Here is a 23,890-nt window from a genome sequence, read left to right as displayed (position 1 = left end):
GGTTCAGTTCCGCCGGCTCGCGCGCCGGCTGCGGTAAGTGTCGAGCACCACGGCGACGACGATGACCGCCCCGGTGATGATGCGTTTGGTGGGTTCCGAAGCGCCGATCTGCGCAAGGCCTGCGGCCAGCACCGAAATGATCAGCACACCGAAGAAGGTGCTGATGACCGAGCCGCGCCCGCCCATCAGGCTGGTGCCGCCGATCACCACGGCGGCGATCACCTGCAGCTCGAGGCCGGCGCCGGCGTTGGGGTCGGCGGCTTCCAGCCGGGAGATCTGGAACAGCGCGGCGAGGCCTGCGAGCACGCCCATCAGGGCGAACACCAGGATCTTGTAAGGGCGTGGGTCGATGCCGGCCAAGCGCACGGCCTCTTCGTTGGTGCCGATGCCGATCAGGTAGCGGCCGAACACGCTGCGGGTCAGCACCAGCTGGGCCAGCACGATCACCAGCAAGGCGATGATGAAGGCCGGCGAGATGCCGAAGGCGACGGGGTTGGAGAACCAGGCGAACGCATCGCCGATATAGGCGGTGCGCGAGTCGGTGAACTGATAGGCCAGGCCCCGGGCCATCTCCAGCACGCCCAGCGAGACGATGAACGAGGGGATGCGCCAGGCGACGGTGATGCTGCCGGTGACCGTGCCGGCCAGCGCCGCCACGGCCATGCCCAGCAGCGCGGCGGGCAGCACGTTCCAGCCCCAGCCGAGGATCGCCACGCTGACCGTCGAGGCGGCCAGGGCCAGCACCGACCCCACCGACAGGTCGATGCCGCCGATGATCAGCACGAAGGTCATGCCCACCGCCAGCACCATCAGGTCGGGGATCTGGTTGGCCAGGGTGCTGAAGGTGGCATAGGACAGAAAGTGGCTGCTCAGCAGCGAGAACAGCACGATCATCGCCAGCAAGGCGCCGGCAAGGCCCAGGTAGGTGCCCAGGCCGAAATAGGTGGCGCTGCGGCGCACGGGTGCGGCGACCGAGGTGTTTGTTGTGGTTTTCATGCATCCATCCTGGGAGCTGCGTCGTGCAGCAGGGCATCACGTTTCTGGTAGCCGGCGAAGGCAGCGGCAAGCAGCTGGTCCTGGGTCCAGTGATTGCGGTCGAAGGTGTCGATCAGGCGGCCGGCGCTGAGCACGGCGATGCGGTCGCAGATCAGCATCAGCTCGCGCAGGTCGCTGGACACCACCACCAGGGCCTTGCCCTGGCGCGCCAGCTCGGCGAGCAGGCCATAGATGTCGAACTTGGCGCCGACATCGATACCGCGGGTGGGCTCGTCGAACAGCAGCACCTGGCAGTCGCGCTCCAGCCAACGACCAATCACCACCTTCTGCTGGTTGCCGCCGGACAACTCGCCGACCGCCTGGGCAGGGCTGGCGCTGCGGATACGCATGGCGCCGATCTGGCGCTCGGCCAGCTCGCGCTCGGCATCGCGATCGAGCACGCCTGCGCGGGACACGGCACCGAGATTGCCCAGGGCAATATTGGCGCTGATCGACTGGCTCAGCAGCAGGCCTTCGCCCTTGCGATCCTCGGTGATCAGGGCAATACCGGCCTTGACCGCGGCCTTGGGCGAATCGATGGTCACCGGCAGCGGTGGCTGGCCGAGGGCGACCTGGCCACTGTCGGCGCGGTCGGCGCCGTAGATCAGGCGCAGCAGTTCGGTACGCCCGGCACCGATCAAGCCGGAGATGCCGAAGATCTCCCCTGCCCTGACCTCGAACGACACTTCGCGCACCTTGTCGCCACGGCTGAGCTTGTCGACCTTGAGCAACGGCGCACCGATGTTGCGCTGGCCGAGGTCGATGTGCTCGCCCAGCTCGCGGCCGACCATGAGGTTGACCAGTTGCTCGCTGTTGTAGCGCAGGATCGGCTCGGCACACACCAGCTTGCCGTCGCGCAGCACGGCGATACGCTGGGCCACGCGCTGCAGCTCTTCGAGGCGATGGGAGATATACACGATGGCCACGCCGCGTTGGCGCAGGCGCTCGATCTGGGTGAACAGCAGCTCCACTTCGCGGGCGGTGAGCATCGCGGTGGGCTCGTCGAAGATCAGCACATGGCAGTCGCCGATCAGGTTGCGGGCAATCTCGACCATCTGCTGGTGGCCGATGCCCAGTTCACCCACGGGGGTGTCCGGATCGATGGCGTCCAGGCCGACCTGGGCCATGGCCGCGCTGGCCAGCTGGCGCAGGCGCTTCTGGTTGACCCAGCCGAGGCGGCTGGGCAGGTTGTCGAGAAACAGATTCTCGGCCACGGTCAGGGTGGGCAGCAGGTTGAGCTCCTGCATCACCATGCGCACGCCCAGGCGCTCGGCTTCGGCACGACTGCCCGGGCGGTAGGGCTGGCCACGGTAGTGCATGTGCCCGGCGCTGGGCATTTCCAGGCCGCTGATCAGCTTGGACAGGGTCGACTTGCCGGCGCCGTTCTCGCCGGTCAGGGCCAGCACCTCGCCGCCGCGCAGCTCGAGGGTGACGTCGCCGAGCACCGGCTGGGCGTAGGTCTTGCCCAGGCCGCTGACGGCTAACACGGTTTCATTGGCCGTTACTGACATGGCCATTCTCTCCTAGGACGAAGCATGACGCGTTCATAAGGCGGGCATTCGTGGGCGCGGGCTTGCCCCGCGATATCACTTCACTGGGTAATCAGCTCGACCGGGGTCTGGATGACATTGTCGGCATCCACGCCAGGCTGCTCGCCCTTGACCATCTTCAGCGCCGCCTGGATGCCGTACACCGCTTGCTGGCTGGCCGCCTGGTCGAGGGTGGCAAGCACCCGGCCGTCCTTGAGCATCGGCTTGATGGCATTGATGTTGTCGTAGCCGACCACCTGCACCTGGCCGGTCTTGCCGGCGGCGCGCACGGCCGAGACCGCGCCCAGGGCCATGCTGTCGTTACCGGCCAGCAGCGCCTTGAGCTCGGGGTATTCATTGAGCATCGAGGCGGCCACGGCGTTGCCCTTGTCGATTTCCCAGTTGCCCGACTGCACCGAGACGATCTTCATCTGCGCCGCTTGCATGGCGTCCTTGAAGCCGGCGGTACGCTGCTGGGCATTGGTGGTGGTCGGCACGCCCTCGATGATGCCAACCTGGTCGCCGGCCTTGAGCTTGTGCTGGGCCAGATAGTCGCCCACCAGTCGCGCGCCCTTGCGGTTGTCGGGGCCGACGAAAGGCACGCTGATGCCTTTGCTCTTGAGCACGTCGGGGTCGAGGCGGTTGTCGATATTGACCACGGTGATGCCCGCGTCCATGGCTTTCTTCACCACCGGCACCAGGGCCTTGGAGTCGGCCGGGGCAATCACCAGGGCCTTGGCGCCCGTGGCGATCATCTGCTCGACGATACGGATCTGGTTGCCGGTATCGGTCTCGTCCTTGATGCCGTTGGCGACCAGGTCGAACTCGGTGGCGTGGTCTTTCTGGTAGGCCTTGGCGCCGTCCTCCATGGTGCGGAAGAACTCGTTGGCCAGGGATTTCATCACCAGCGCGACCTTGGGCTTGTCTTCGGCATGGGCGGCCGGGAGGGAGAACAGCAACGAAGAAACGACGGCGAGGGCCAGGGGACGGCCGGAAAACGGCAGTTTCATGGAAATGACTCCGAATCTTGTGGTTTTTATCGGATCGCAAACGTTTGCGGTAGCTCACTATGGAAATAGGCCCCGCTTTTGTCAAATCCATTCGCGCGCCCTGGCCAAGGGTACGTCTGTCGGATTATCCGCAATTTATCCGAAAAACCGAACACCTTTCCTACGCTTGTTCGGCCTACCGAACGACAGGCTACGGCGCCTGTACCGGACCGAGCGCAACACCCCACGGTTTCGGGGGGCTCAAGATGAAATGCGACGAACGGTAGTTGCTGGTACGAAACCTGCCTCTGTATCTGCGCGACATCGAGAACATCTCACCCAGGAAGAGAGAAGCAGAAATGATGAAATTCGCCCTGAACACCTTCGCACCGAGCGCCCTGGCGCTGCTGCTGGTGCTGCCGACCGCCGTTTCCGCCAAGGAAGCCGCGCAACAACAGAAGCTGGCCAACGTGGTGATCCTGGCCACCGGCGGCACCATCGCCGGCGCTGGCGCCAGCGCCGCCAACAGCGCCACCTACCAGGCCGCCAAGCTGGGCATCGACAAGCTGATCGCCGGCGTGCCGGAGCTGCAGGACCTGGCCAACGTGCGCGGCGAGCAGGTGATGCAGATCGCCTCCGAGAGCATCGGCAACGACGACCTGCTGAAGCTGGGCAAGCGCGTCGCCGAACTGGCCGACAGCAAGGATGTCGACGGCATCGTCATCACCCACGGCACCGACACCCTGGAAGAGACCGCCTACTTCCTCAACCTGGTGGAAAAGACCGACAAGCCGATCATCGTGGTCGGCTCGATGCGTCCGGGCACCGCCATGTCCGCCGACGGCATGCTCAACCTGTACAACGCCGTGGCCGTGGCCAGCAGCAAGGACGCTCGCGGCAAGGGCGTGCTGGTGACCATGAACGACGAGATCCAGTCGGGTCGCGACGTCAGCAAGTCGGTCAATATCAAGACCGAAGCCTTCAAGAGCCAGTGGGGCCCGCTGGGCATGGTGGTGGAAGGCAAGTCGTACTTCTTCCGCCTGCCGGCCAAGCGCCACACCGTCAACTCCGAGTTCGATATCAAGCAGATCAGCCAGCTGCCGGCCGTGGACATCGCCTACGGCTACGGCAACGTGACCGACACCGCCTACAAGGCCCTGGCCCAGGCTGGCGCCAAGGCGATCATCCATGCCGGTACCGGCAACGGTTCGGTGTCCTCGCGGGTGGTCCCTGCCCTGCAGGAATTGCGCAAGAACGGCGTGCAGATCATTCGTTCGTCCCACGTCAACCAGGGTGGCTTCGTGCTGCGCAACGCCGAACAGCCTGACGACAAGAACGACTGGGTCGTGGCCCACGACCTGAACCCGCAGAAAGCGCGAATCCTGGCCATGGTCGCAATGACCAAGACCCAGGACAGCAAGGAGCTGCAGCGGATCTTCTGGGAATATTGATCGGCGCTTGAGTGCAACCGGAACCATGGGGTTCCGGTTGATTCGCCGGCAAGCCGGCTCCTGCACGTATGGCGCAATCCACTGTAGGAGCCGGCTTGCCGGCGAACATTGCCTTCCGGGAACCAATCCCGCCACCACGGTCTTATACGGCTTTCATCCTACCTGCTGTTGCGAAACGGCTTACAGTGAAATACTGTATGCGCATACAGCAAAACAAGGAATAGCCCCGTGGCCAAACCCGCCTCCGCGTCGCCGAGCAGTTATGAACAACTGGGTCAGCGCATCCAGAAGATCATCAACAGCCCCACCGCCCAGCGCAGCCGCGCCGCCTTGATCTTCCGCCTCGACCACGAATCGCCCGACGACTGGGAAACCCTGCTCGAGGAAATCGCCGAAAACGACAACGTCACCCTCGCCCACCGCGACGACGGTGGCGTGCAGATTTTCTGGACCGTGCCCAAGGAAGACTGACCCCGCATGAGAGTTTCGCTTTTCGCTGTCGCCTGCCTGCTGTTGACCACCCCGCTCGCCCACGCCGACGCCCCGCGCACCTTCCAGGAGGCCAAGAAGGTCGCCTGGAAGCTGTACGCGCCACAGTCCACCGAGTTCTATTGCGGTTGCAAGTACAAGGGCAACAAAGTCGACCTGGCCTCATGTGGCTACGCGCCGCGCAAGAACCTCAACCGCGCCTCGCGCATCGAGTGGGAACACATCGTCCCGGCCTGGCAGATCGGCCACCAGCGCCAGTGCTGGCAAAGCGGCGGGCGCAAGAATTGCTCGCGCAACGACAAGGTCTACCAGCGCGCCGAGGCCGATCTGCACAACCTGGTGCCCAGCATTGGCGAGGTCAACGGCGACCGCAGCAACTACAGCTTCGGCTGGCTGCCCGAGCAGCACGGCCAGTACGGCAGCTGCCTGACACAGGTCGACTTCAAGGCCAAGAAGGTCATGCCGCGGCCCTCGATTCGCGGCATGATCGCACGCACCTACTTCTACATGAGCAAGCAGTACGACCTGCGCCTGTCCAAGCAGGACCGGCAACTGTTCGAGGCCTGGAACAAGACCTACCCGCCGCAGGCCTGGGAGCTGCAACGCAACCAGCAGGTGGCATGCGTGATGGGGCATGGCAACGCGTTCGTCGGGCCGGTCAACCTCAAGGCCTGTGGCTGATGCCGGTCAGGCCAGCGTCTGCAGGTAGGCGCTGGCTTGCTGGTAGCGGCTCAAGCGGGCCAGGTCCGCGGGGCCAGGATGGGCAATGCGCGACAGGTCGCTGTTGTCGGCCAGGTCCGCCAGCTTGACCTGGCGCGCCAAGGGATCGACGCCCAGGCGGATGACGAAGGCCTCGTAGCTCTCCCCTTCACGACGGCTCAGGGCCAGCAGCGCGGCGAGGATCTTCAGCGGGAAGCCTTCTCGGGCCAGGTCGGAGAGGGTGAACGGGGTGTCTTCCAGCACGTCGTGCAACACCGCGACGATGCGCTGCTCGGGGGTGGTCACCCGTTCCATCACCCGCAACGGGTGGAGGATGTAGGCTGCCCCGCCTTTGTCGTACTGCCCTTCATGGGCCTTGATGGCCACCGCGATGGCCCGTTCCAGCGTTGCCATGAGGTGCTCCCCCGCTCGCCCCTGCCCTTGTCAGCATAGCTGTGACAGCGGGGCCAGGCCACGTGTTCCAGCGCATGACCTGGTTGGCCGGCAAGGCTGGCGCCTGCACGGCCGAGGCGGGTTCCCCTGGCGCGGGGGCTCAGCGCTTGGCGCCGTGCTGGATGACGATCGAATCGGTGCCCAGCTTGCCCATTACCTCGGCCTTGCGCGCCTCGGCCTCGGCCTTGCTCGGGAAGGGCCCCATCAACACCACCGGCTTGCCCTCGCGATACTCCACCGACGACGGGATGCCCTTCTCGATCAGCCGCGCGGTCATGTCGGTCAGCGCGCCCATGTTCGGGCCCTGAATCACTTCCACATCCCAGCCTTGCGGTGCCGGCTGCTCGGCCAGTGCATCGGCTCGGCGCTGCAGCTCGGCACCGCCGCAGACTTCACGAATGCGCAGGTTGTTGCCGGTCTGGTCGATGAGAATCTCGTACTGGCCGTCGTGCTTGATCGCCACGTAGCTGCGATAAGGCTCGTACTGGCCGCTGTCATCCTTGCCTCGCACCTGGCCGCAGATGGAACCCTGGGTGTCGAAGCGCACGTTGGCGAACTTGGCCGTCTTGGGGTTGTGCAGATGTTCGGCCACCTGCTTGTGCACGCCTTCGACCTCGTTGTCACAGCCCGCCAGGGCCAGCACCGCCATTACCACCGCCAGATTGCGCACGCGTCTACCTCCAGATTCGAAGGGGCGGATTCTAGCATGAGCGCGGGGGCTGGCCGCAGGGGTACGGCGATAGTGGAAGGTTGCAGGGTATGTCGTGGGAAACGGTCAAAACAGCAATACGAAAACGCCGCCAGCCCAAGGGCATGGCGGCGCTTTCACCTACGGCGTTCGGCTCACGCCGGCGCCGAGCTGCGGATCAGGTGGTCGAAGGCGGCCAGCGAGGCCTTGGCGCCCTCGCCCACGGCGATCACGATCTGCTTGTACGGCACCGTGGTCACGTCACCGGCAGCGAACACCCCCGGGATGCTGGTCTGGCCCTTGGCGTCGACGATGATCTCGCCACGCGGCGACAACTCGACGGTGCCCTTGAGCCAATCGGTGTTGGGCAGCAGGCCGATCTGCACGAAGATGCCTTCCAGCGCCAGGTCATGGACCTGCTCGGTGCCGCGGTCCTTGTAGCGCAGGCCGGTGACCTTCTCGCCATTGCCCAGCACTTCGGTGGTCAGGGCGCTGGTGATCACCTTGACGTTCGCCAGGCTGTGCAGCTTGCGTTGCAGCACGGCGTCGGCACGCAGCTGGCTATCGAACTCGATCAGGGTCACCTGGGCGACGATGCCCGCCAGGTCGATGGCCGCTTCCACGCCAGAGTTGCCGCCGCCGATCACCGCCACGCGCTTGCCCTTGAACAGCGGGCCGTCGCAGTGCGGGCAGTAGGCAACGCCACGGGCACGGTACTCCTGCTCGCCCGGCACGTTCATTTCGCGCCAGCGGGCACCGGTGGCGAGGATCACGGTCTTGGCCTTGAGCGAGGCGCCACCGGCCAGGCGTACTTCGTGCAGGCCGCCAGCGGTGGCCGGGATCAGCGCCTCGCCGCGCTGCAGGTTCATGATGTCTACGTCGTATTGCTTGACGTGTTCTTCCAATGCGCTGGCCAGTTTCGGCCCTTCGGTTTCCTGCACCGAGATGAAGTTCTCGATGGCCAGGGTATCGAGCACCTGGCCGCCGAAACGCTCGGCGGCAACACCGGTGCGGATGCCTTTACGCGCGGCATAGATGGCCGCCGCGGCGCCGGCGGGGCCACCGCCGACCACCAGCACGTCGAAAGCGTCCTTGGCGTTGATCTTCTCGGCCTGGCGGGCACCGGCATTGGTGTCGAGCTTGCCGAGGATCTCTTCCAAGCCCATGCGGCCCTGGCCGAACAACTCGCCGTTCAGGTAGATGCTTGGCACCGCCATGATCTTGCGGGCGTCGACTTCGTCCTGGAACAGCGCGCCGTCGATGGCCACATGGCGCACGTTGGGGTTGAGCACCGCCATCAGGTTAAGCGCCTGGACCACATCCGGGCAGTTCTGGCACGACAGCGAGAAGTAGGTCTCGAAGGTGAACTCACCTTCCAGGGCCTGGATCTGCTCGATCACCTCGGCGCTGGCCTTGGACGGGTGACCGCCGACCTGCAGCAGCGCCAGCACCAGGGAAGTGAATTCGTGGCCCATGGGGATGCCGGCGAAGCGCAGGCTGATATCGCCCCCCGGGCGGTTCAGCGAAAATGATGGGCGACGGGCATCGCTGCCGTCCGCGCTGAAGGTAATGAGGTTCGACAGGCCGGCGATTTCCACCAGCAGGTCGTGCAATTCGCGGGACTTCGCGCCGTCGTCGAGGGAGGCAACGATCTCGATCGGCTGGGTGACCCGCTCCAGGTAGGTTTTCAGTTGCGATTTAAGCGTGGCGTCCAACATACGGGCGATTCCTTTTTCAAAACTCGGATACAAAAACGCCCAGGCGAGGTCGCCCGGGCGTTTTTACGGGGCGGTAACTGCTTCAGCTTTGGCGGCTGTCTACCGCCCGCGGGCTGTGCATCGGCTTAGATCTTGCCGACCAGGTCCAGCGATGGAGCCAGGGTGGCTTCGCCTTCTTTCCACTTGGCCGGGCAAACTTCGCCTGGGTGAGCGGCAACGTACTGGGCAGCCTTCACTTTGCGCAGCAGCTCGGTGGCGTCACGGCCAACACCGCCGTCGTTCAGCTCGACGATCTTGATCTGACCTTCCGGGTTGATCACGAAGGTACCGCGATCGGCCAGGCCGGCTTCCTCGATCAGCACGTCGAAGTTGCGCGAGATGATGTGGGTCGGGTCACCGATCAGCGGGTACTGGATCTTGCCGATGGTGTCCGAGGTGTCGTGCCAGGCTTTGTGGGTGAAGTGGGTGTCGGTGGACACACCGTAGATCTCGACGCCCAGTTTCTGGAACTCGGCGTAGTTGTCGGCCAGGTCGCCCAGTTCGGTCGGGCAGACGAAGGTGAAGTCGGCCGGGTAGAAGAACACGACGGACCACTTGCCTTTCAGGTCGGCTTCGCTGACCTGGACGAATTCGCCCTTGTGGTAGGCGGTGGCGTTGAACGGTTTGACCTGGCTGTTGATGATTGGCATGAGAGACGCTCCTTCATGGGGTTGGAATCAGTTGATGAGTGAATCCTACCGACTGTTCCGGGCAAAGGCTCATTGGCAAAGCTCATGCTGCTGATTGGTTTTGGCTATAAGGCGGGATTATTAATAGAAGGGATTGGGCTGAGCAAAGGCGGACCCAGCACGTGTAGGAGCGGCCTTGTGTCGCGAAAGGGCCGCAAAGCGGCCCCAGGATATCGGCGAACAAGCTGATGTTGCTGGGGCTGCTCTGCAGCCCTTTCGCGACGCAAGGCCGCTCCTACAAAGGTCTGCGCCAGAGGCGCTCAGCGGGTGACGGTGCGCATGGTCACGAACTCTTCCGCGGCGGTCGGGTGCACGCCGATGGTCTCGTCGAACTGCTGCTTGGTCGCCCCAGCCTTCAGCGCGATACCCAGGCCCTGGATGATCTCGCCGGCATCCGGCCCGACCATGTGGCAGCCCAGCACCTTGTCGGTGTCGGCATCCACCACCAGCTTCATCAGGGTCTTCTCCTGGATGTCGGTGAGGGTCAGCTTCATCGCCCGGAAACGGCTCTCGAAGATCTGCACCTTGTGCCCTGCCGCCAGCGCCTGCTCCTCGGTCAGGCCCACGGTGCCGATCGGCGGCTGGCTGAACACCGCAGTGGGGATGTTCTGGTAGTCGACCGCGCGGTACTGCTCGGGCTTGAACAAGCGCCGGGCCACGGCCATGCCTTCGGCCAGGGCCACCGGGGTGAGTTGCACGCGGCCGATGACGTCGCCAATGGCCAGGATCGACGGCTCGGTGGTCTGGTACTGCGCATCGACGCGGATGAAACCACGCGGGTCCAGTTCGACGCCGGTGTTCTCCAGGCCCAGGTTGTCCAGCATCGGCCGGCGCCCGGTGGCGTAGAAGATGCAATCGGCGAGCAGCTCGCGGCCATCCCTGAGGGTGGCCTTGAGGCTGCCGTCGTCGAGCTTGTCGATGCGCTGGATGTCTGCGTTGAACTCAAGGTTCATGCCGCGCTTTTCCAGCTCTTGCTTCAGGTGGGTGCGCACCGAGCCGTCGAAGCCACGCAGGAACAGGTCTGCGCGATAGAGCAAGGAGGTGTCGGCGCCCAGGCCCTGGAAGATGCCAGCGAACTCCACGGCGATGTAGCCACCGCCCACCACCAGCACGCGGCGTGGCAGGTCCTTGAGGTAGAACGCCTCGTTGGAGGTGATCGCCAGCTCCTTGCCCGGGATGTCCGGCACCTGGGGCCAGCCGCCGGTGGCGATGAGGATGTTGGCCGCGCTGTAGCGCTGGCCTTCGACTTCCACCTCATGGGCGCCGGTGATGCGCGCATGGCCGGTGAGCAAGGTCACGCCGCTGTTGACCAGCAGGTTGCGATAGATGCCATTGAGGCGCTCGATCTCGCGGTTCTTGTTGGCGATCAGCGTGCCCCAGTCGAAGTGGCCCTCTTCCAGGGTCCAGCCGAAACCGGCGGCCTGTTCCAGTTCATCGGCGACGTGGGCACCGTACACCAGCAGCTTCTTTGGCACGCAGCCGACGTTGACGCAGGTGCCACCCAGGTAGCGGCTCTCGGCCACTGCCACTTTTGCACCAAAGCCCGCGGCGAAGCGCGCCGCGCGCACACCGCCGGAACCGGCGCCAATCACGAACAGATCAAAATCGTAGGCCATGCATTCACTCCCCTAGGCAGGCGCCCAGCATACCGCCGTTGCCCGCCGCAAACAAAAAAGCCACCCCGAAGGGTGGCTCCTTGGACTGGCATGGGCGTATCAGTACGCCTTGCCGGCCTTGTAGAAATGCTCGAAGCAGAAGTTGGTCGCCTCGATATAGCCTTCGGCGCCACCGCAGTCGAAACGCTTGCCCTTGAACTTGTAGGCGATCACGTTGCCTTCGGCAGCCTGTTTCATCAGGGCGTCGGTGATCTGGATCTCGCCCCCCTTGCCCGGCTCGGTCTGCTCGATCTTCTCGAAGATGTCCGGGGTGAGGATGTAGCGACCGATGATCGCCAGGTTGGACGGGGCGTCTTCGGGCTTGGGCTTTTCGACCATGGCGTCGACACGGAAGATGCCGTCCTTGATCTCTTCACCGGCGATGACGCCGTACTTGTTGGTTTCCTGCGGGTCGACTTCCTGGATGGCAACGATCGAGCAGCGGTACTTCTTGTACAACGCAACCATCTGCGCAAGCACGCCGTCACCTTCAAGGTTGACGCACAGGTCGTCGGCCAGTACCACGGCGAACGGCTCGTCGCCGATCAGCGGGCGGCCGGTGAGGATCGCATGGCCCAGGCCTTTCATTTCGGTCTGGCGGGTGTAGGAGAACGAGCATTCGTCGAGCAAGCGGCGGATACCGACCAGGTATTTTTCCTTGTCGGTGCCCTTGATCTGGGTTTCCAGCTCGTAGCTGATGTCGAAGTGGTCTTCCAGGGCGCGCTTGCCGCGACCGGTGACGATGGAGATCTCGTTCAGGCCCGCGTCAAGCGCCTCTTCAACGCCATACTGGATCAGTGGCTTGTTGACCACCGGCAGCATTTCCTTTGGCATGGCTTTGGTAGCGGGCAGGAAGCGGGTGCCGTAACCGGCTGCCGGGAACAAGCATTTCTTGATCATATACGTCCTTAACAAGGGCTTTGCGTACGAAATTCGGCGCAGTCTAATCAGGCGGCGGTCACCTTACAATGCCCCGCCCGTGGTCGGCCGATGCCATGATAGAGGTATCCCAGTGTAGATAGTTCCGAGGGATCGTAAATATTGCGTCCGTCGAACAGCACCGGCATGCGCATCAGCCCCCTGACACGGATGAAATCGGGCTGACGGAACTGCTTCCACTCAGTCACCAGCACCAGCGCGTCGGCCCCTTCGACGCAACTGTAGGGGTCCTCGTTCAGGCGCAGTTGGCCATTGGCCAAGGCCTGCGGATAACGCCCTGCCACCCCGGCCAGCGCCGCCGGGTCGCAGGCCTGGACCTGCGCCCCGGCGGCCAGCAAGGCGTCCAGCAGCACCAGGCTCGGCGCCTCGCGCAGGTCGTCGGTGCCGGGTTTGAAGGCCATGCCCCACACCGCCACGTGACGACCGCGCAGCACGCCGCCAAAATGCTGGTGCAGGGCCTGGAACAACAGGGTCTTCTGCTCGCCGTTGCGCGCCTGCACGGCCTTGAGGATCGCCGGTTGGTAACCCTGCTGCTCGGCGCAATGCAGCAGGGCCCGCACGTCCTTGGGGAAGCAGGAGCCTCCGTAGCCACAACCGGCATAGATGAAGTGGCTGCCAATGCGGCTATCGCTGCCGATGCCACGGCGCACCTGCTCGATGTCCACGCCCAGGTGGCCGCACAGCCCGGCCAGTTCGTTGACGAAGGAGATCTTGGTGGCCAGGAAAGCGTTGGCGGCGTACTTGCTGAATTCTGCGGCCCGCGGCGACATCAGCAGGATTCGCTCGCGGTTGCGCACAAAAGGCGCATACAGCCGTTGCAGGCACTGTACGGCCTGCGCGCTGTCACTACCGATGATAATCCGGTCCGGGCGCAGGAAGTCATCAATGGCGCTGCCCTCCTTGAGAAATTCGGGGTTGCTCGCCACCTCGACGACAAAGCGGGCACCACGGCTGCGCAAGCCAGCGGCAATCTGCCGGGCCAGGCGCTCAGCGGTCCCGACCGGCACCGTCGACTTGTTCACCACCAGGCAGGCGCGCGGCAGGTGACGGCCCAGGCTGTCGGCCACCGCCAGCACCTGCTGCAGGTCGGCCGAACCGTCCTCGTGGCTGGGCGTGCCAACGGCGATGAACACCACCTCGGCCCGCGCCAAGGCCAGGCTGCAGTCATCGCTGAAACTCAGCTGGGCGCTGCGCAGGCCGGCTTGCAGCAGCGCCTGCAGGCCGGGCTCGTAGATCGGGCACTGGCCCTCGCGCAGTTGCGCCAGGCGTGCCTTGTCCTGTTCCAGGCAGACCACGCGGTTGCCCATCTCGGCGAAACAGGCGGCAGTCACCAGCCCCACGTAACCCGCCCCGATCACACACAGTTCCATGGCCACGCCTCCTTTGTCGGTTGCGGCCATGGAACATCAGCGAGGATTGCAGGGCGGTGACAAGGCTGGGGCAAGGTGATGACAGGCCTGCACCTCAGCCGCCGATGCCCTGCCCGATCAACACGCCATCGACCTTCTGCCCATACAGGTTGACCCCATCGTTGGCATGGAACTTCAGCCGGGTCTTCTCGATCGAGCCCTCCACCAGGCGAGGATCCTGCGGCCGCTCATGGCGGTTGATCCAGGCGGCCACGTCCCAGGCCTGCTGGTCGCTCAGGCTGCCAGGCTTGCCCAGTGGCATGTTGTACTTGATGAACGACGCGGCGGTGTTGATCCGGTGCATGCCGGCCCCCCAGTTATAGGAGTCCTTGCCCCACAACGGCGGCATCACGTACTCCCCGGCCACCTTCTGCCCTTCGCCGTTGTCGCCATGGCAGATTGCGCACTGCTGCTGATACACCTGCTGGCCCCGCTTGAAGTCGTAGCCAGCTGCCGGCCTGGGCACCTCGGGGTAGCCACGCCCGGCAATCTCCACACCCGTCGGCGCCTGGGTCGACAACCAATAGGCGTATACGCTCAAGGCCGTCATCTGCGGGCTGTCGGCCGCCGGTGGCTTGCCGTTCATGCTGAAGGTGAAGCACCCCTGGATACGCTCGGCGAAGGTGTTGACCTTGTCGTTCTTCTTGCGATACGCCGGGTACATCGGGTAGGCGCCCCATAGCGGCGCCGAATGCGCCATGCGCCCCTGGTCCAGGTGGCAGTTGCTGCAGTTCAGGCCATTTTTCGCAGCTTCGGGCATCAACCGCCGGGTATCGACGAACAGCGCATGGCCCTCGCGGACCATCTTGCCAAAGGCGTTGTCCGGAATCGCGTTTTCCGCCGGCGGGGTAAATTGCGGCGCAGCCTGCACACCGGGGACCTTGAGCTGGGACTGGTCTTCCATGGCGATAGGCGCGGCCTGGATGCTGCCGACGGCTAGCAGCAACAGGGTTGGAATCATCGGCTTCATGGCTTGACCTCCGGGCTGGACAGCTTGGCGAAGTAATCGGCGACTTCCTTGACCTCGGTTTCGGTCATGGCCTTGGCCACGTTGACCATCAACTGGTTGGGGTCGTTGTGGCGGCTGCCGTCGCGCCAGGCATTGAGCTGGGCCACCAGGTAGCCAGCCGGCTGCCCGGCCAGGGGCGGAAAGTGCTCGCCGATGCCGCTGCCGCCAGGCCCGTGGCATTGCACGCAACCGGGGATCTGCCGGCTCCAGTCGCCATACAGTGCCAGGCGGGTCACCGGGTCGTTGGCGATCTGCTGGCGGCGCACGTCGGGCGCGGTATCGGCGGGCAAGCTGCTCAGATAAGCGCTGACCGCCTCGATTTCCGCAGGCGCCATGGCCTTGGCCAAGGGTTCCATCACCGGCTGCTGGCGGCTGCCGTTGCGAAAATCGTCCAGTTGCTTGGCGAGATAACCGGCTGACAAGCCGGCCAGGCGGGGAAAACCAGCGGCGGCGATGCCTTTGCCATCCGGCCCATGGCAGCCCATGCAGGCCATGGCGGCGGGGTTCTGCCCGCCCTGGTTGAAGATTTTCTGGCCGTCGGCAGCGTGCGCCGAGGGCCAGGCCAGGATCAGCAAGCTGCCAATCACGACGGGGCTCAGGGGTTTCATGACGGAGGCTCCATTTTCCTTGTTATAAGCTTAGGCTTAAACGATATAAGCCCAGAAATACTAGGCTTATTCCCCGGCCTGCGACAACGTGCCGCCGGGAAGGAAAGTGGCAAAGAGCCAGTTAATTGCTTTTTAACTGAGCCAGATCAAGAACCGGAGATGCACTGGGTGGCGGCAGTACGCACGTCGCCCAGGCGCAGCGGGAAGTTGTTCAGCCGCTCGTAGACCTTGATGGCGCTACCGCTGCCACGCTTGTCGATGTCCAGCAAAGCCGCCGGGCCGGCACCGGACGAGAGTTTTTGCGGCACGATCAGGCGCAAGCCGCCATCGCGCACTTCTTCCTGCAACGGATCGCGGCTATCGGCCAGCTTGCGTTTCACGCACTCGGCATAGTCGCGCGGCGATTTGCCGGACATCACGTCCAGCGTCGCGTGGGACTGTTCCAACTCAGAAACGCTGACACAACCACCCAACGCCAGCGACACGGCTGCTACCACCCATTTCATTGCTGCTCTCTCCACCTTCAAAGTCATCCTGTGACCGCGTCCATGCCGATTTGCTCCCTGGTATGGCAGAAATCTCCCTGGCGGGGCCAGCCGGGCGCAAGTGTAACCGCACATCGTGATATCGTGCGCGTTTGCAGAACCAATCCTTGCGGAGCACCCCATGAAATTCGTACACCAGCGCGAGCACCTGAACGAGGACGACATCGTCGTCATCGAGTGCTCCCAGCGCTGCAACATCCGCCTGATGAACGACGCCAACTTCCGCAGTTTCAAGAACGGTGGTCGACACACCTATCACGGCGGCCATTTCGATAAGTTCCCGGCGAAGATCACCGTGCCCAGCACCGGCTTCTGGAACATCACCATCGACACCGTGACCACACGGCCTATTTCGGTCACGCGCAAACCGACCCTGACCCACAAGATCAAGATCATTCGTCGCTCGTCGTCGAAACTCGGATAACCACAGCATGACCCAGACCACCAAATACGTGATCAAGTACAAGCTCGACGGCCAGCGCCGCTGGGATTTCGCCCAGATGCCCGACGCCTCCCTGGAACAGGCGCAACAAGCGCTGCGCAAGATCCACGGCGAGGACGCCGAGAAGATCAGCGACATCCAGGTCAGCAAGGCCCTGTAATCACGCCCGACACGCCGCACTCAAGGAGTTGCCCATGAGCACCTGGCAAGACCGCCGCATCCTCGACCTGCTGGGCATCGAGGTGCCCATTCTCCAGGCGCCCATGGCCGGCGCCACGGGTTCGGCGATGGCCATCGCCGTCGGCAACGCCGGCGGCCTGGGCGCCCTGCCCTGCGCCATGCTCACTGCAGAGCAGGTTCGTGGCGAGATCGAGGCATTCCGCGCGGCCTGCCAGGGCCCGCTCAACCTCAATTTCTTCTGTCACCAGCCGCCCGCCCCCGACCCCGAACGCGACGCCCACTGGAAGCAGGCGCTCAAGCCGTACTACGACGAAGTCGGTGCCGATTTCGAGGCCGCGACGCCGGTGTCCAACCGCGCGCCGTTCGATGAGCAGAGTTGCCAGTGGGTCGAGCAACTGCGCCCAGAGGTGGTCAGTTTCCACTTTGGCCTGCCGTCTGCGGAACTGTTGCAACGGGTGAAAGCCACCGGGGCCAAAGTCCTGTCCAGCGCCACCACCGTGGAAGAAGCCATTTGGCTGGAGCAGCACGGCTGCGATGCGGTCATCGCCATGGGCTATGAGGCCGGCGGCCACCGGGGCATGTTCTTGACTAGCGATATCACCAGCCAGATCGGCACCTTCGCCCTGGTGCCACAAGTGGTCGATGCGGTAACGGTCCCGGTGATCGCCGCTGGCGGCATCGCCGACCACCGTGGCCTGCGCGCCGCCCTGGCCCTGGGCGCTGCGGCGGTGCAGATCGGCACCGCCTACCTGTTCTGCCCCGAGGCCAAGGTCGGCGCCGCCCACCGTCGCGCCCTGGACAGCGCGGCGGCCAGCGATACCGCTTTGACCAACCTGTTCACCGGCCGCCCGGCGCGGGGCATCAACAACCGCATCATGCGCGAACTGGGGCCGATGAGCGCGCTGGCACCCCAGTTCCCGTTGGCCGGCGGCGCGCTGATGCCACTACGGGCTATCACCGACCCACAGGGCAACAGCGATTTCAGCAACCTGTGGTCGGGCCAGGCCTTGCGCCTTGGCCGGCACATGGGCGCGGGCGAATTGACCCGGGAGATCGCCAGCAAGGCCGGCGTCTACGGTCGAGCGACCGACACCGGCTCGTAAGCACCAACCTTGCTGGCGAACCAGGCGCGCGGTGTATGGCACCGGCTGCGCCGGTGTTCGCCGGCAAGCCGGCTCCTACAGGTTTGCGGCGCACCCTGCCCCATAGGAGCCAGCCTTGCTGGCGAACCAGGCGACGCGGAAGATGGCACCGGCTGCGCTGGTGTTCGGGCGTCACTCAGGCTGGGGTCGCAGGGGCAAGGCCTTCCCCGTAGGCGGATATCGCTATATATTTCACACCACAACGATACCCCCTTCCTCAGGAGCCGTTCGCATGCGCATTCGCCTGCCCTACCTGGCCGCCAGTACCCTCGCCAGCCTTATCTGCCTCCATAGTGCCTGGGCCGACGAAGTACAGGTCGCCGTAGCGGCCAACTTTACAGCGCCGATCCAGGCCATCGCCAAGGACTTCGAGAAAAACACCGGTCATAAGCTGGTCGCCGCCTATGGCGCCACCGGCCAGTTCTACGCGCAAATCAAGAACGGCGCGCCGTTCGAAGTCTTCCTCGCCGCAGACGACAGCACCCCGGCCAAGCTCGAGCAGGAAAAGGAAATCGTCGCCGGCTCGCGCTTCACCTACGCCATCGGCACCCTCGCGCTTTGGTCGGCCAAGCCGGGTTACGTCGACGCCAAGGGCGAAGTGCTGAAGAAAAACGACTTCAAGCACCTGTCCATCGCCAACCCCAAGGCCGCCCCGTATGGCCTGGCCGCCACCCAGGTACTGGCCAAGCTGAACCTGACCGAAGCCACCAAGGCCAAGATCGTCGAGGGCCAGAACATCACCCAGGCGTTCCAGTTCGTCTCCACCGGCAATGCCGAACTGGGCTTCGTCGCCCTGTCGCAGATCTACAAGGATGGCAAGGTCAGCGAAGGTTCGGCATGGATCGTCCCCGCCGCGCTGCATGACCCCATCCGCCAGGACACGGTCATCCTCAACAAGGGCAAGGACAACCCGGCCGCCAAGGCCTTGGTGGACTACCTCAAGGGCCCGAAGGCCGCTGCCGTGATCAAGTCCTACGGCTATGAAATCTGATGCCGCTGGACGCCAGTGACCTAGCCGCGATCTGGCTGACCATCAAGCTGGCCAGCCTGACCACCGCCATCCTGCTGGTGCTGGGCACGCCCATCGCCTGGTGGCTGGCGCGTACCCGCTCTTGGCTGCGCGGGCCGATCGGCGCGGTGGTGGCCCTGCCCCTGGTACTGCCGCCGACGGTGATCGGCTTCTACCTGCTGCTGGCCCTCGGGCCCCATGGTTGGATTGGCCAGGCTACCCAGGCCCTGGGCCTGGGTAGCCTGGTGTTCAGTTTCACCGGCCTGGTGATCGGCTCGGTGGTGTACTCCATGCCGTTCGTGGTGCAACCGCTGCAGAACGCCTTCGGCGCCATCGGCCAGCGCCCGCTGGAAGTGGCCGCCACCCTGCGTGCCAGCCCCTGGGACAGCTTCATTCACGTGGTGCTGCCGCTAGCCCGCCCAGGCTTCGTCACCGCCAGCATCCTCGGTTTCGCCCATACCGTGGGCGAGTTCGGCGTGGTGCTGATGATCGGTGGCAATATCCCCGACAAGACCCGTGTGGTCTCGGTGCAGATCTTCGATCACGTCGAGGCCATGGAATACACCCAGGCCCATTGGCTGGCCGGGGCCATGCTGGCGTTCTCCTTCCTGGTGCTGCTGATGCTCTATGCTGGCCGCCGCAGCAAGGCTGGCTGGAGCTGAGATGAGCACATCGATACAGGCGCGCCTGAAACTGGCGCGCGACGACTTCACCCTGGATGTCGACCTGCAACTGCCGGGGCGCGGCATCAGCGCGCTGTTCGGCCATTCAGGCTCGGGCAAGACTTCCTGCCTGCGCTGCCTGGCCGGGCTGGAGCGCGCCGCCAGCGCCTACATCGAGGTCAACGGCGAGGTCTGGGAAGACAGCGCCCGCGGTTTTTTCCTGGCCCCGCACAAGCGCCCGGTGGGCTATGTGTTCCAGGAGGCCGGCCTGTTCCCGCACCTGTCGGTGCGCGACAACCTGGAATTCGGCTGGCGCCGGATCGCGCCCAAGGCGCGCAAGATCAGCCAGGAACACGCCTGCCAGCTGCTGGGGATCGGCCACCTGCTGGCGCGCAAGCCGGTCACGCTGTCCGGCGGCGAGGCGCAACGGGTCGGCATCGCCCGGGCCCTGCTCAGTAGCCCGCGCCTGCTGTTGATGGACGAACCCCTGGCGGCCCTGGACAGCGCCCGCAAACGCGAAATCCTGCCGTACCTGGAGCGCCTGCACGACGAGCTGGACATTCCGCTGATCTACGTCAGCCATGCCCAGGACGAAGTGGCTCGCCTGGCCGACCACCTGGTGCTGCTGGAGCAAGGCCAGGCCCTGGCCAGCGGGCCGATCGGCCAGACCCTGGCCCGCCTCGACCTGTCGCTGGCCCAGGGCGAGGACGCCGGCGTGGTACTCGAAGGCGTGGTGGTCGGCCATGACCGGCACTACGGGCTGTTCGACCTGCGCTTGCCCGGCAGCGATGGTCCACTGCTGCGCATCGCCCACCCCGAGCTGCATGTCGGCAGCACCCTGCGGCTCAAGGTCCAGGCTCGCGACGTCAGCCTGGCGTTGACCGCGGACACCGCCTCGAGCATCCTCAACCGCCTGCCGGTTCGGGTGCGCGAGTGCCGCGCCGCGGACAACCCAGCCCATGTACTGGTGAGCCTGGAGGCCAACGGCAATGCCCTGCTGGCGCGCATCACCCGCTACTCGGCCGAGCAGCTTGGCGTGCAGCCCGGCCAGCGGCTGTGGGCGCAGATCAAATCGGTGGCGCTGCTCGGCTGAGCAACAACGCGGCGGCTGTTGTCCATTGCAGCACCACCCCTGCCTGGATCGCGCCCATGCCCGACTGCCCGCTGCCCGCCGCGCTGCACTATGTCGATGACACCCAGCCTGGGCTCAGCCGGCGGCGCTGGCGTGAGCGCTTCCATTACTACGATGCCCAGGGCCAACGGGTACGCGACGCGCAGACACTGGCCCGCATCGCCGCCCTGGCGATCCCCCCGGCCTATACCGATGTGTGGATCTGCGCCGACCCGCAAGGTCACCTGCAGGCCACCGGGCGCGACGCCCGCGGGCGCAAGCAGTACCGCTACCATGAGCAATGGCGCACGCTGCGCGACCAGCACAAGTACGGGCGCATGCTGGCTTTCGCCCAGGCCCTGCCGACACTGCGCAGACAACTGGACGCCCACCTCGCCCGCCCCGGCCTGGACCGCGAGAAAGTCATGGCGCTGGTGATCAGCCTGCTCGACAGCACCCTGATCCGCATCGGCAACCGCCAGTACCTGCGCGACAACCGCTCCTACGGCCTAACCACCCTCAATACCCGCCATGTGCAGGTCAAGGGCAGCACCTTGCGCTTCCAGTTCCGTGGCAAGCGCGGGGTGGAGCACAACGTCACCCTGCGCGATCGACGCCTGGCCGGGCTGGTCAAGCGCTGCATGGAGCTGCCCGGCCAGGCGCTGTTCCAGTACCTCGACGAACAGGGGCAGCGTCACAGCGTCGGCTCCACCGAGGTCAACCAGTTCCTGCAACAACTCACCGGCGCCGATTTCACCGCCAAGGACTACCGCACCTGGGCCGGCAGTAGCCTGGCGTTGGCGCTGCTGACGCCGCTGGCCTGGCAACCGGACAGCGAAGCCAGGCGCCAGGTCGCCGCGACCGTAAGGCAAGTGGCCGAGCGCCTGGGCAACACCCCGGCGGTGTGCCGGCGCAGCTATATCCACCCGGCCGTGCTCGAGCACTTTCACCTGGGGCGCCTGGCCGGGCTGCCCCGCGCCCGCCAGCGCCAGCGCCTGGAACGCGAGGAGGTGGCGCTGCTGCGCTTCCTGCAAGCGCTGGAGCCTTAGACGATCATTGACGCCGCCTATTTACCCTATCGAGCAGAGAAATTTCCCATATGAGGCCAAGCCCCCTATCCTTGCCACCGAGCACCTTCGCCGACGGCCATCGCCGCCTGTCGTTCGGCCCCTGCGACTAAAGACCGGCTACAGAATTTGTCTGCCGGGGAATTACTATCCGCCGAAAGCGTCTTTAATGAGAAGGAAGAGGGACAGGCTCCCACCGTTGGGCACAATGGCCCTACGGTTTTCTACACCACCAAGGAGAACTACATGCTGATACTCACCCGCAAGGTTGGCGAAAGCATCGTCATCGACGATGACATCAAAGTCACCATTCTGGGCGTCAAGGGGATGCAAGTGAGGATCGGTATCGATGCACCCAAGGATGTCCAGGTGCACCGTGAAGAGATCTACAAGCGAATCCAGGCCGGCAGCCCCGCGCCAGAGAAAGGCAACGACGAGCAACACTGAAGCCTGCCACATCATGCCGCACGGATGCGCCTGATCCCTTGCCCGCCCACGCGGGGTGCCACTTCGAGCCTCAGCGCTCCAGCAGTTCCCGCACGGTGGCGATCATCCGATCGATGTCGAACGGCTTGTCGAACACGGCCGCGAACGCGTCTGGGCTGACCCGTCCCTGGCTGGCCTGGGCGCCGCTCATGAGAATGACCGGCAGGTCCTTGAACAGCTCGTTGGCGCGGATCGCATGCAGCAGTTCTTCGCCGTTCTTCCTGGGCATCATGTAGTCGGTGATCACCAGGTCCACACGCTTTTGCGCCAACGCCTCCAGGGCCTTTTCCCCATCACCGGCCTTTTCCACCAGGTAGCCTGCGTCCTCCAGGGCGAAGCCGAGGATATCGGCAATCAGGTACTCGTCGTCTACGATCAGGATGGTGTTCATCCCATCAGCGATCTCCTGGAGTGCTCGCCGAACCGCTGAGCACCCCGCTGGCACCGTCGAACGCCCTGGCCAGGCTGATACCCGTTGCACTCAGGTTCAATGCCTGCAAGGCCGGGTCGTGGTCGCTGTCACGCACCTTGACGATCGACAGCGCCCGGTGCAGTTGCGCGTCGAGCTCGGCAAACCGCATCAGCAACAGGTTGTCGACGATGCTGGACAGGTCCGGAGCCGGGGCGGTGATTTCCGCCCCAAAGATATCGCGCATTTCCCAAGTCAGCAGCACAGTGACACCGCGGCCACGCAACTCGCCGGTCAGCGCGCGGAAGAACGCGTTCAGCCGTGCCGGTTCCATGGCCAGGCGGCCGAATGCGCCAAGGCTGTCGATGACCACGCGCCTGGCACCCATCGCGCTCACCTGGTCCAGCAGCCGGGCACCCACCTGGTCCAGCAGCCCCTCGGTGGTCGGCTGCCAGCTCAGCCGTGCTATGCCACGGCGTTCCAGCGCGGCCAGGTCGTAGCCCAGGGCCGAGGCCTTCAGGCGCAAGCGCGCAGGTGTTTCGTAAAAACCGAAATGCAAGCCTGGCGCCGCCTCGCTGGAGGCCGCGAGAAAAGCGATGCCCAGCGCCGTCTTGCCTACCCCGGACGGCCCCATCAACAGGGTCACCGAGGCCTCGGCCAAGCCACCACCGAGCATGCCATCCAGGTCGGGCACACCGCTAGCGACCCGGTTAAGGGTCTGCACGCCCATTTGGCTTGGCCGGCTGTACAGCGCCTCCAGGCGCGGGTAGACCTGCAGCCCAGCGTCGTCGATCAGGCATTCGTGACGCCCCGTCAGCGCCGCGCTGCCCCGCGTCTTGCGCAACTGCAACTGGCGCAGCGCGGTGCTGCCGAGCAGTTGCTCGCTCAACTCGATCACCCCGTCGACCATGGTGTGCTCCGGGCTGCCCTCCTCCAGGCGTGCGCTGGTCAGCAACAGCAGGGTACAGCCGGCAAAGGCGGCGTGGCCTTGCAGCTCGGAGACGAACTTCTTGGTATCCAGGCTGGTTTCGGCGCGCGAACGAGCATTGAGCAGGCCGTCGACCACCAGCAGCGTCGCCTGCTGCCGGGCGATCTCCTGGCGCAACAAGCGCACCACGGCGTCCAGGCCCTCCTGCTGCAGCGTGTCGAAGGCACTGACGAACTGGATACTGTCGCCGACCAGCGTCGGGTCGAAGAAGCTCAGCGTCGACAGGTACTGAAACAGGCGCTCATGGGACTCGCTGAGCAGCGTCGCCACCAGCACCCGCCCGCCATCGCGCACATGGTTGCAGGCCAGCTGGTTGGCCAGGATGGTCTTGCCTGCGCCCGGATGGCCCTGGACGATATACGAGGCGCCCGCGACCAGGCCGCCCTTGAGAAGCGCATCGAGCCCGTCGATTCCGGTGGGCAGCCGTTTGAGAAGCTCTACCATGGCAGT

26 protein-coding genes are annotated in these 23,890 nt (G+C 64.9%); 11 read left to right on the top strand and 15 right to left on the bottom strand.

The genetic code is table 11. The features are described from left to right. Positions 1-3: 3 nt before the first annotated feature. The 3 genes from NJG22_RS02355 to NJG22_RS02345 all read right to left on the bottom strand — a co-directional run bounded on the left by NJG22_RS02355 (position 4) and on the right by NJG22_RS02345 (position 3,574). Complete coding sequence (locus tag NJG22_RS02355; RefSeq protein ID WP_253092239.1) at positions 4-996, bottom strand: ABC transporter permease; 993 nt, start codon at positions 994-996, stop codon at positions 4-6. Further along, positions 993-2,546 carry a sugar ABC transporter ATP-binding protein gene (locus NJG22_RS02350; protein WP_253092237.1) on the bottom strand — a complete coding sequence of 518 codons (1,554 nt, stop codon included), beginning with the start codon at positions 2,544-2,546 and terminating at the stop codon, positions 993-995. Before NJG22_RS02350 ends, NJG22_RS02355 begins: the two co-directional genes overlap by 4 nt. An 80-nt stretch (positions 2,547-2,626) precedes the next feature. After that, positions 2,627-3,574: a sugar ABC transporter substrate-binding protein gene (locus tag NJG22_RS02345; RefSeq protein WP_253092235.1), complete on the bottom strand. Its 948-nt coding sequence runs from the start codon at positions 3,572-3,574 to the stop codon at positions 2,627-2,629. A gap of 341 nt (positions 3,575-3,915) precedes the next feature. Here NJG22_RS02345 and NJG22_RS02340 point away from each other — a divergent pair, with 341 nt between their 5' ends. The 3 genes from NJG22_RS02340 (at position 3,916) to NJG22_RS02330 (ending at position 6,174) form a co-directional block, all read left to right on the top strand. Further along, positions 3,916-5,004, top strand: a complete 1,089-nt coding sequence (locus NJG22_RS02340) for an asparaginase (RefSeq protein WP_253092233.1) — start codon at positions 3,916-3,918, stop codon at positions 5,002-5,004. 228 nt (positions 5,005-5,232) lie between these two features. Next, positions 5,233-5,475, top strand: a complete 243-nt coding sequence (locus tag NJG22_RS02335; protein WP_253092231.1) for a DUF1654 domain-containing protein — start codon at positions 5,233-5,235, stop codon at positions 5,473-5,475. Between the two features lie 6 nt (positions 5,476-5,481). After that, positions 5,482-6,174 carry an endonuclease I family protein gene (locus NJG22_RS02330; RefSeq protein ID WP_134693696.1) on the top strand — a complete coding sequence of 231 codons (693 nt, stop codon included), beginning with the start codon at positions 5,482-5,484 and terminating at the stop codon, positions 6,172-6,174. Between the two features lie 6 nt (positions 6,175-6,180). On the opposite strand, the gene NJG22_RS02325 is transcribed toward NJG22_RS02330, so the two are convergent. The 10 genes from NJG22_RS02325 to NJG22_RS02280 form a co-directional block, all read right to left on the bottom strand. Continuing rightward, a complete protein-coding gene (locus NJG22_RS02325; RefSeq protein ID WP_253092229.1) occupies positions 6,181-6,606 on the bottom strand; it encodes a GTP pyrophosphokinase in 426 nt (141 codons plus the stop codon). Between the two features lie 139 nt (positions 6,607-6,745). After that, positions 6,746-7,315, bottom strand: coding sequence for an SPOR domain-containing protein (locus NJG22_RS02320; protein WP_253092227.1), 570 nt, complete (start codon positions 7,313-7,315; stop codon positions 6,746-6,748). A gap of 173 nt (positions 7,316-7,488) precedes the next feature. After that, on the bottom strand, positions 7,489-9,051 hold the full coding sequence (gene ahpF, locus NJG22_RS02315; protein WP_253092225.1) for an alkyl hydroperoxide reductase subunit F: 1,563 nt from the start codon (positions 9,049-9,051) through the stop codon (positions 7,489-7,491). 125 nt (positions 9,052-9,176) lie between these two features. After that, entirely contained in the window at positions 9,177-9,740 is a 564-nt protein-coding gene (ahpC, locus tag NJG22_RS02310) for an alkyl hydroperoxide reductase subunit C (RefSeq protein ID WP_133330622.1), read from the bottom strand. A gap of 299 nt (positions 9,741-10,039) precedes the next feature. After that, positions 10,040-11,395, bottom strand: coding sequence for a glutathione-disulfide reductase (gorA, locus tag NJG22_RS02305; protein WP_253092223.1), 1,356 nt, complete (start codon positions 11,393-11,395; stop codon positions 10,040-10,042). Positions 11,396-11,494: 99 nt separating this feature from the next. Next, the gene (galU, locus tag NJG22_RS02300; RefSeq protein WP_217847568.1) at positions 11,495-12,334 is read right to left on the bottom strand and encodes a UTP--glucose-1-phosphate uridylyltransferase GalU; all 840 of its coding nucleotides are present in this window, start codon (positions 12,332-12,334) and stop codon (positions 11,495-11,497) included. A 47-nt stretch (positions 12,335-12,381) separates the two neighbouring features. Then, on the bottom strand, positions 12,382-13,743 hold the full coding sequence (locus tag NJG22_RS02295) for a UDP-glucose/GDP-mannose dehydrogenase family protein (RefSeq protein ID WP_253092221.1): 1,362 nt from the start codon (positions 13,741-13,743) through the stop codon (positions 12,382-12,384). A 94-nt stretch (positions 13,744-13,837) separates the two neighbouring features. Further along, positions 13,838-14,752: a c-type cytochrome gene (locus tag NJG22_RS02290; RefSeq protein WP_253092219.1), complete on the bottom strand. Its 915-nt coding sequence runs from the start codon at positions 14,750-14,752 to the stop codon at positions 13,838-13,840. Further along, positions 14,749-15,399 carry a c-type cytochrome gene (locus NJG22_RS02285; protein WP_253092217.1) on the bottom strand — a complete coding sequence of 217 codons (651 nt, stop codon included), beginning with the start codon at positions 15,397-15,399 and terminating at the stop codon, positions 14,749-14,751. The genes NJG22_RS02290 and NJG22_RS02285 overlap by 4 nt, the downstream gene beginning before the upstream one ends. 146 nt (positions 15,400-15,545) lie before the next feature. Then, on the bottom strand, positions 15,546-15,905 hold the full coding sequence (locus NJG22_RS02280; RefSeq protein ID WP_253092216.1) for a hypothetical protein: 360 nt from the start codon (positions 15,903-15,905) through the stop codon (positions 15,546-15,548). A 160-nt stretch (positions 15,906-16,065) separates the two neighbouring features. On the opposite strand from NJG22_RS02280, the gene NJG22_RS02275 reads away from it, so the two are divergent. The 8 genes from NJG22_RS02275 (at position 16,066) to csrA (ending at position 22,004) form a co-directional block, all read left to right on the top strand. Further along, positions 16,066-16,368, top strand: coding sequence for a DUF1883 domain-containing protein (locus NJG22_RS02275; RefSeq protein ID WP_134693685.1), 303 nt, complete (start codon positions 16,066-16,068; stop codon positions 16,366-16,368). 7 nt (positions 16,369-16,375) lie between these two features. Continuing rightward, the gene (locus NJG22_RS02270) at positions 16,376-16,546 is read left to right on the top strand and encodes a hypothetical protein (protein WP_167659519.1); all 171 of its coding nucleotides are present in this window, start codon (positions 16,376-16,378) and stop codon (positions 16,544-16,546) included. 34 nt (positions 16,547-16,580) lie between these two features. Further along, the gene (locus tag NJG22_RS02265) at positions 16,581-17,669 is read left to right on the top strand and encodes a nitronate monooxygenase (RefSeq protein ID WP_253092214.1); all 1,089 of its coding nucleotides are present in this window, start codon (positions 16,581-16,583) and stop codon (positions 17,667-17,669) included. A 271-nt stretch (positions 17,670-17,940) separates the two neighbouring features. Continuing rightward, positions 17,941-18,699: a molybdate ABC transporter substrate-binding protein gene (modA, locus tag NJG22_RS02260; protein WP_253092212.1), complete on the top strand. Its 759-nt coding sequence runs from the start codon at positions 17,941-17,943 to the stop codon at positions 18,697-18,699. After that, the gene (modB, locus tag NJG22_RS02255) at positions 18,699-19,379 is read left to right on the top strand and encodes a molybdate ABC transporter permease subunit (RefSeq protein WP_253092210.1); all 681 of its coding nucleotides are present in this window, start codon (positions 18,699-18,701) and stop codon (positions 19,377-19,379) included. Before modA ends, modB begins: the two co-directional genes overlap by 1 nt. Position 19,380: 1 nt before the next feature. Continuing rightward, positions 19,381-20,472: a molybdenum ABC transporter ATP-binding protein gene (gene modC, locus NJG22_RS02250; RefSeq protein ID WP_253092208.1), complete on the top strand. Its 1,092-nt coding sequence runs from the start codon at positions 19,381-19,383 to the stop codon at positions 20,470-20,472. A 56-nt stretch (positions 20,473-20,528) separates the two neighbouring features. After that, positions 20,529-21,539 carry a DNA topoisomerase IB gene (locus tag NJG22_RS02245; RefSeq protein WP_253092207.1) on the top strand — a complete coding sequence of 337 codons (1,011 nt, stop codon included), beginning with the start codon at positions 20,529-20,531 and terminating at the stop codon, positions 21,537-21,539. Positions 21,540-21,803: 264 nt separating this feature from the next. Continuing rightward, complete coding sequence (gene csrA, locus NJG22_RS02240; RefSeq protein ID WP_134693679.1) at positions 21,804-22,004, top strand: carbon storage regulator CsrA; 201 nt, start codon at positions 21,804-21,806, stop codon at positions 22,002-22,004. 70 nt (positions 22,005-22,074) lie between these two features. Here csrA and NJG22_RS02235 read toward each other — a convergent pair whose 3' ends face one another. Beyond that, positions 22,075-22,434, bottom strand: a complete 360-nt coding sequence (locus NJG22_RS02235; protein WP_253092204.1) for a response regulator — start codon at positions 22,432-22,434, stop codon at positions 22,075-22,077. 4 nt (positions 22,435-22,438) lie between these two features. Continuing rightward, on the bottom strand, positions 22,439-23,884 hold the full coding sequence (locus NJG22_RS02230; RefSeq protein ID WP_253092203.1) for an ATPase domain-containing protein: 1,446 nt from the start codon (positions 23,882-23,884) through the stop codon (positions 22,439-22,441). Between the last annotated feature and the right edge of the window lie 6 nt (positions 23,885-23,890).

Origin of the sequence: Pseudomonas sp. VA159-2 (assembly GCF_024126635.1) — a bacterium.
In the GTDB taxonomy this organism is placed as follows: domain Bacteria; phylum Pseudomonadota; class Gammaproteobacteria; order Pseudomonadales; family Pseudomonadaceae; genus Aquipseudomonas; species Aquipseudomonas muyukensis.
The sequence above is the reverse complement of the archived record's forward strand: the minus strand, read 5'-3'. Positions and strand labels throughout refer to the sequence as shown.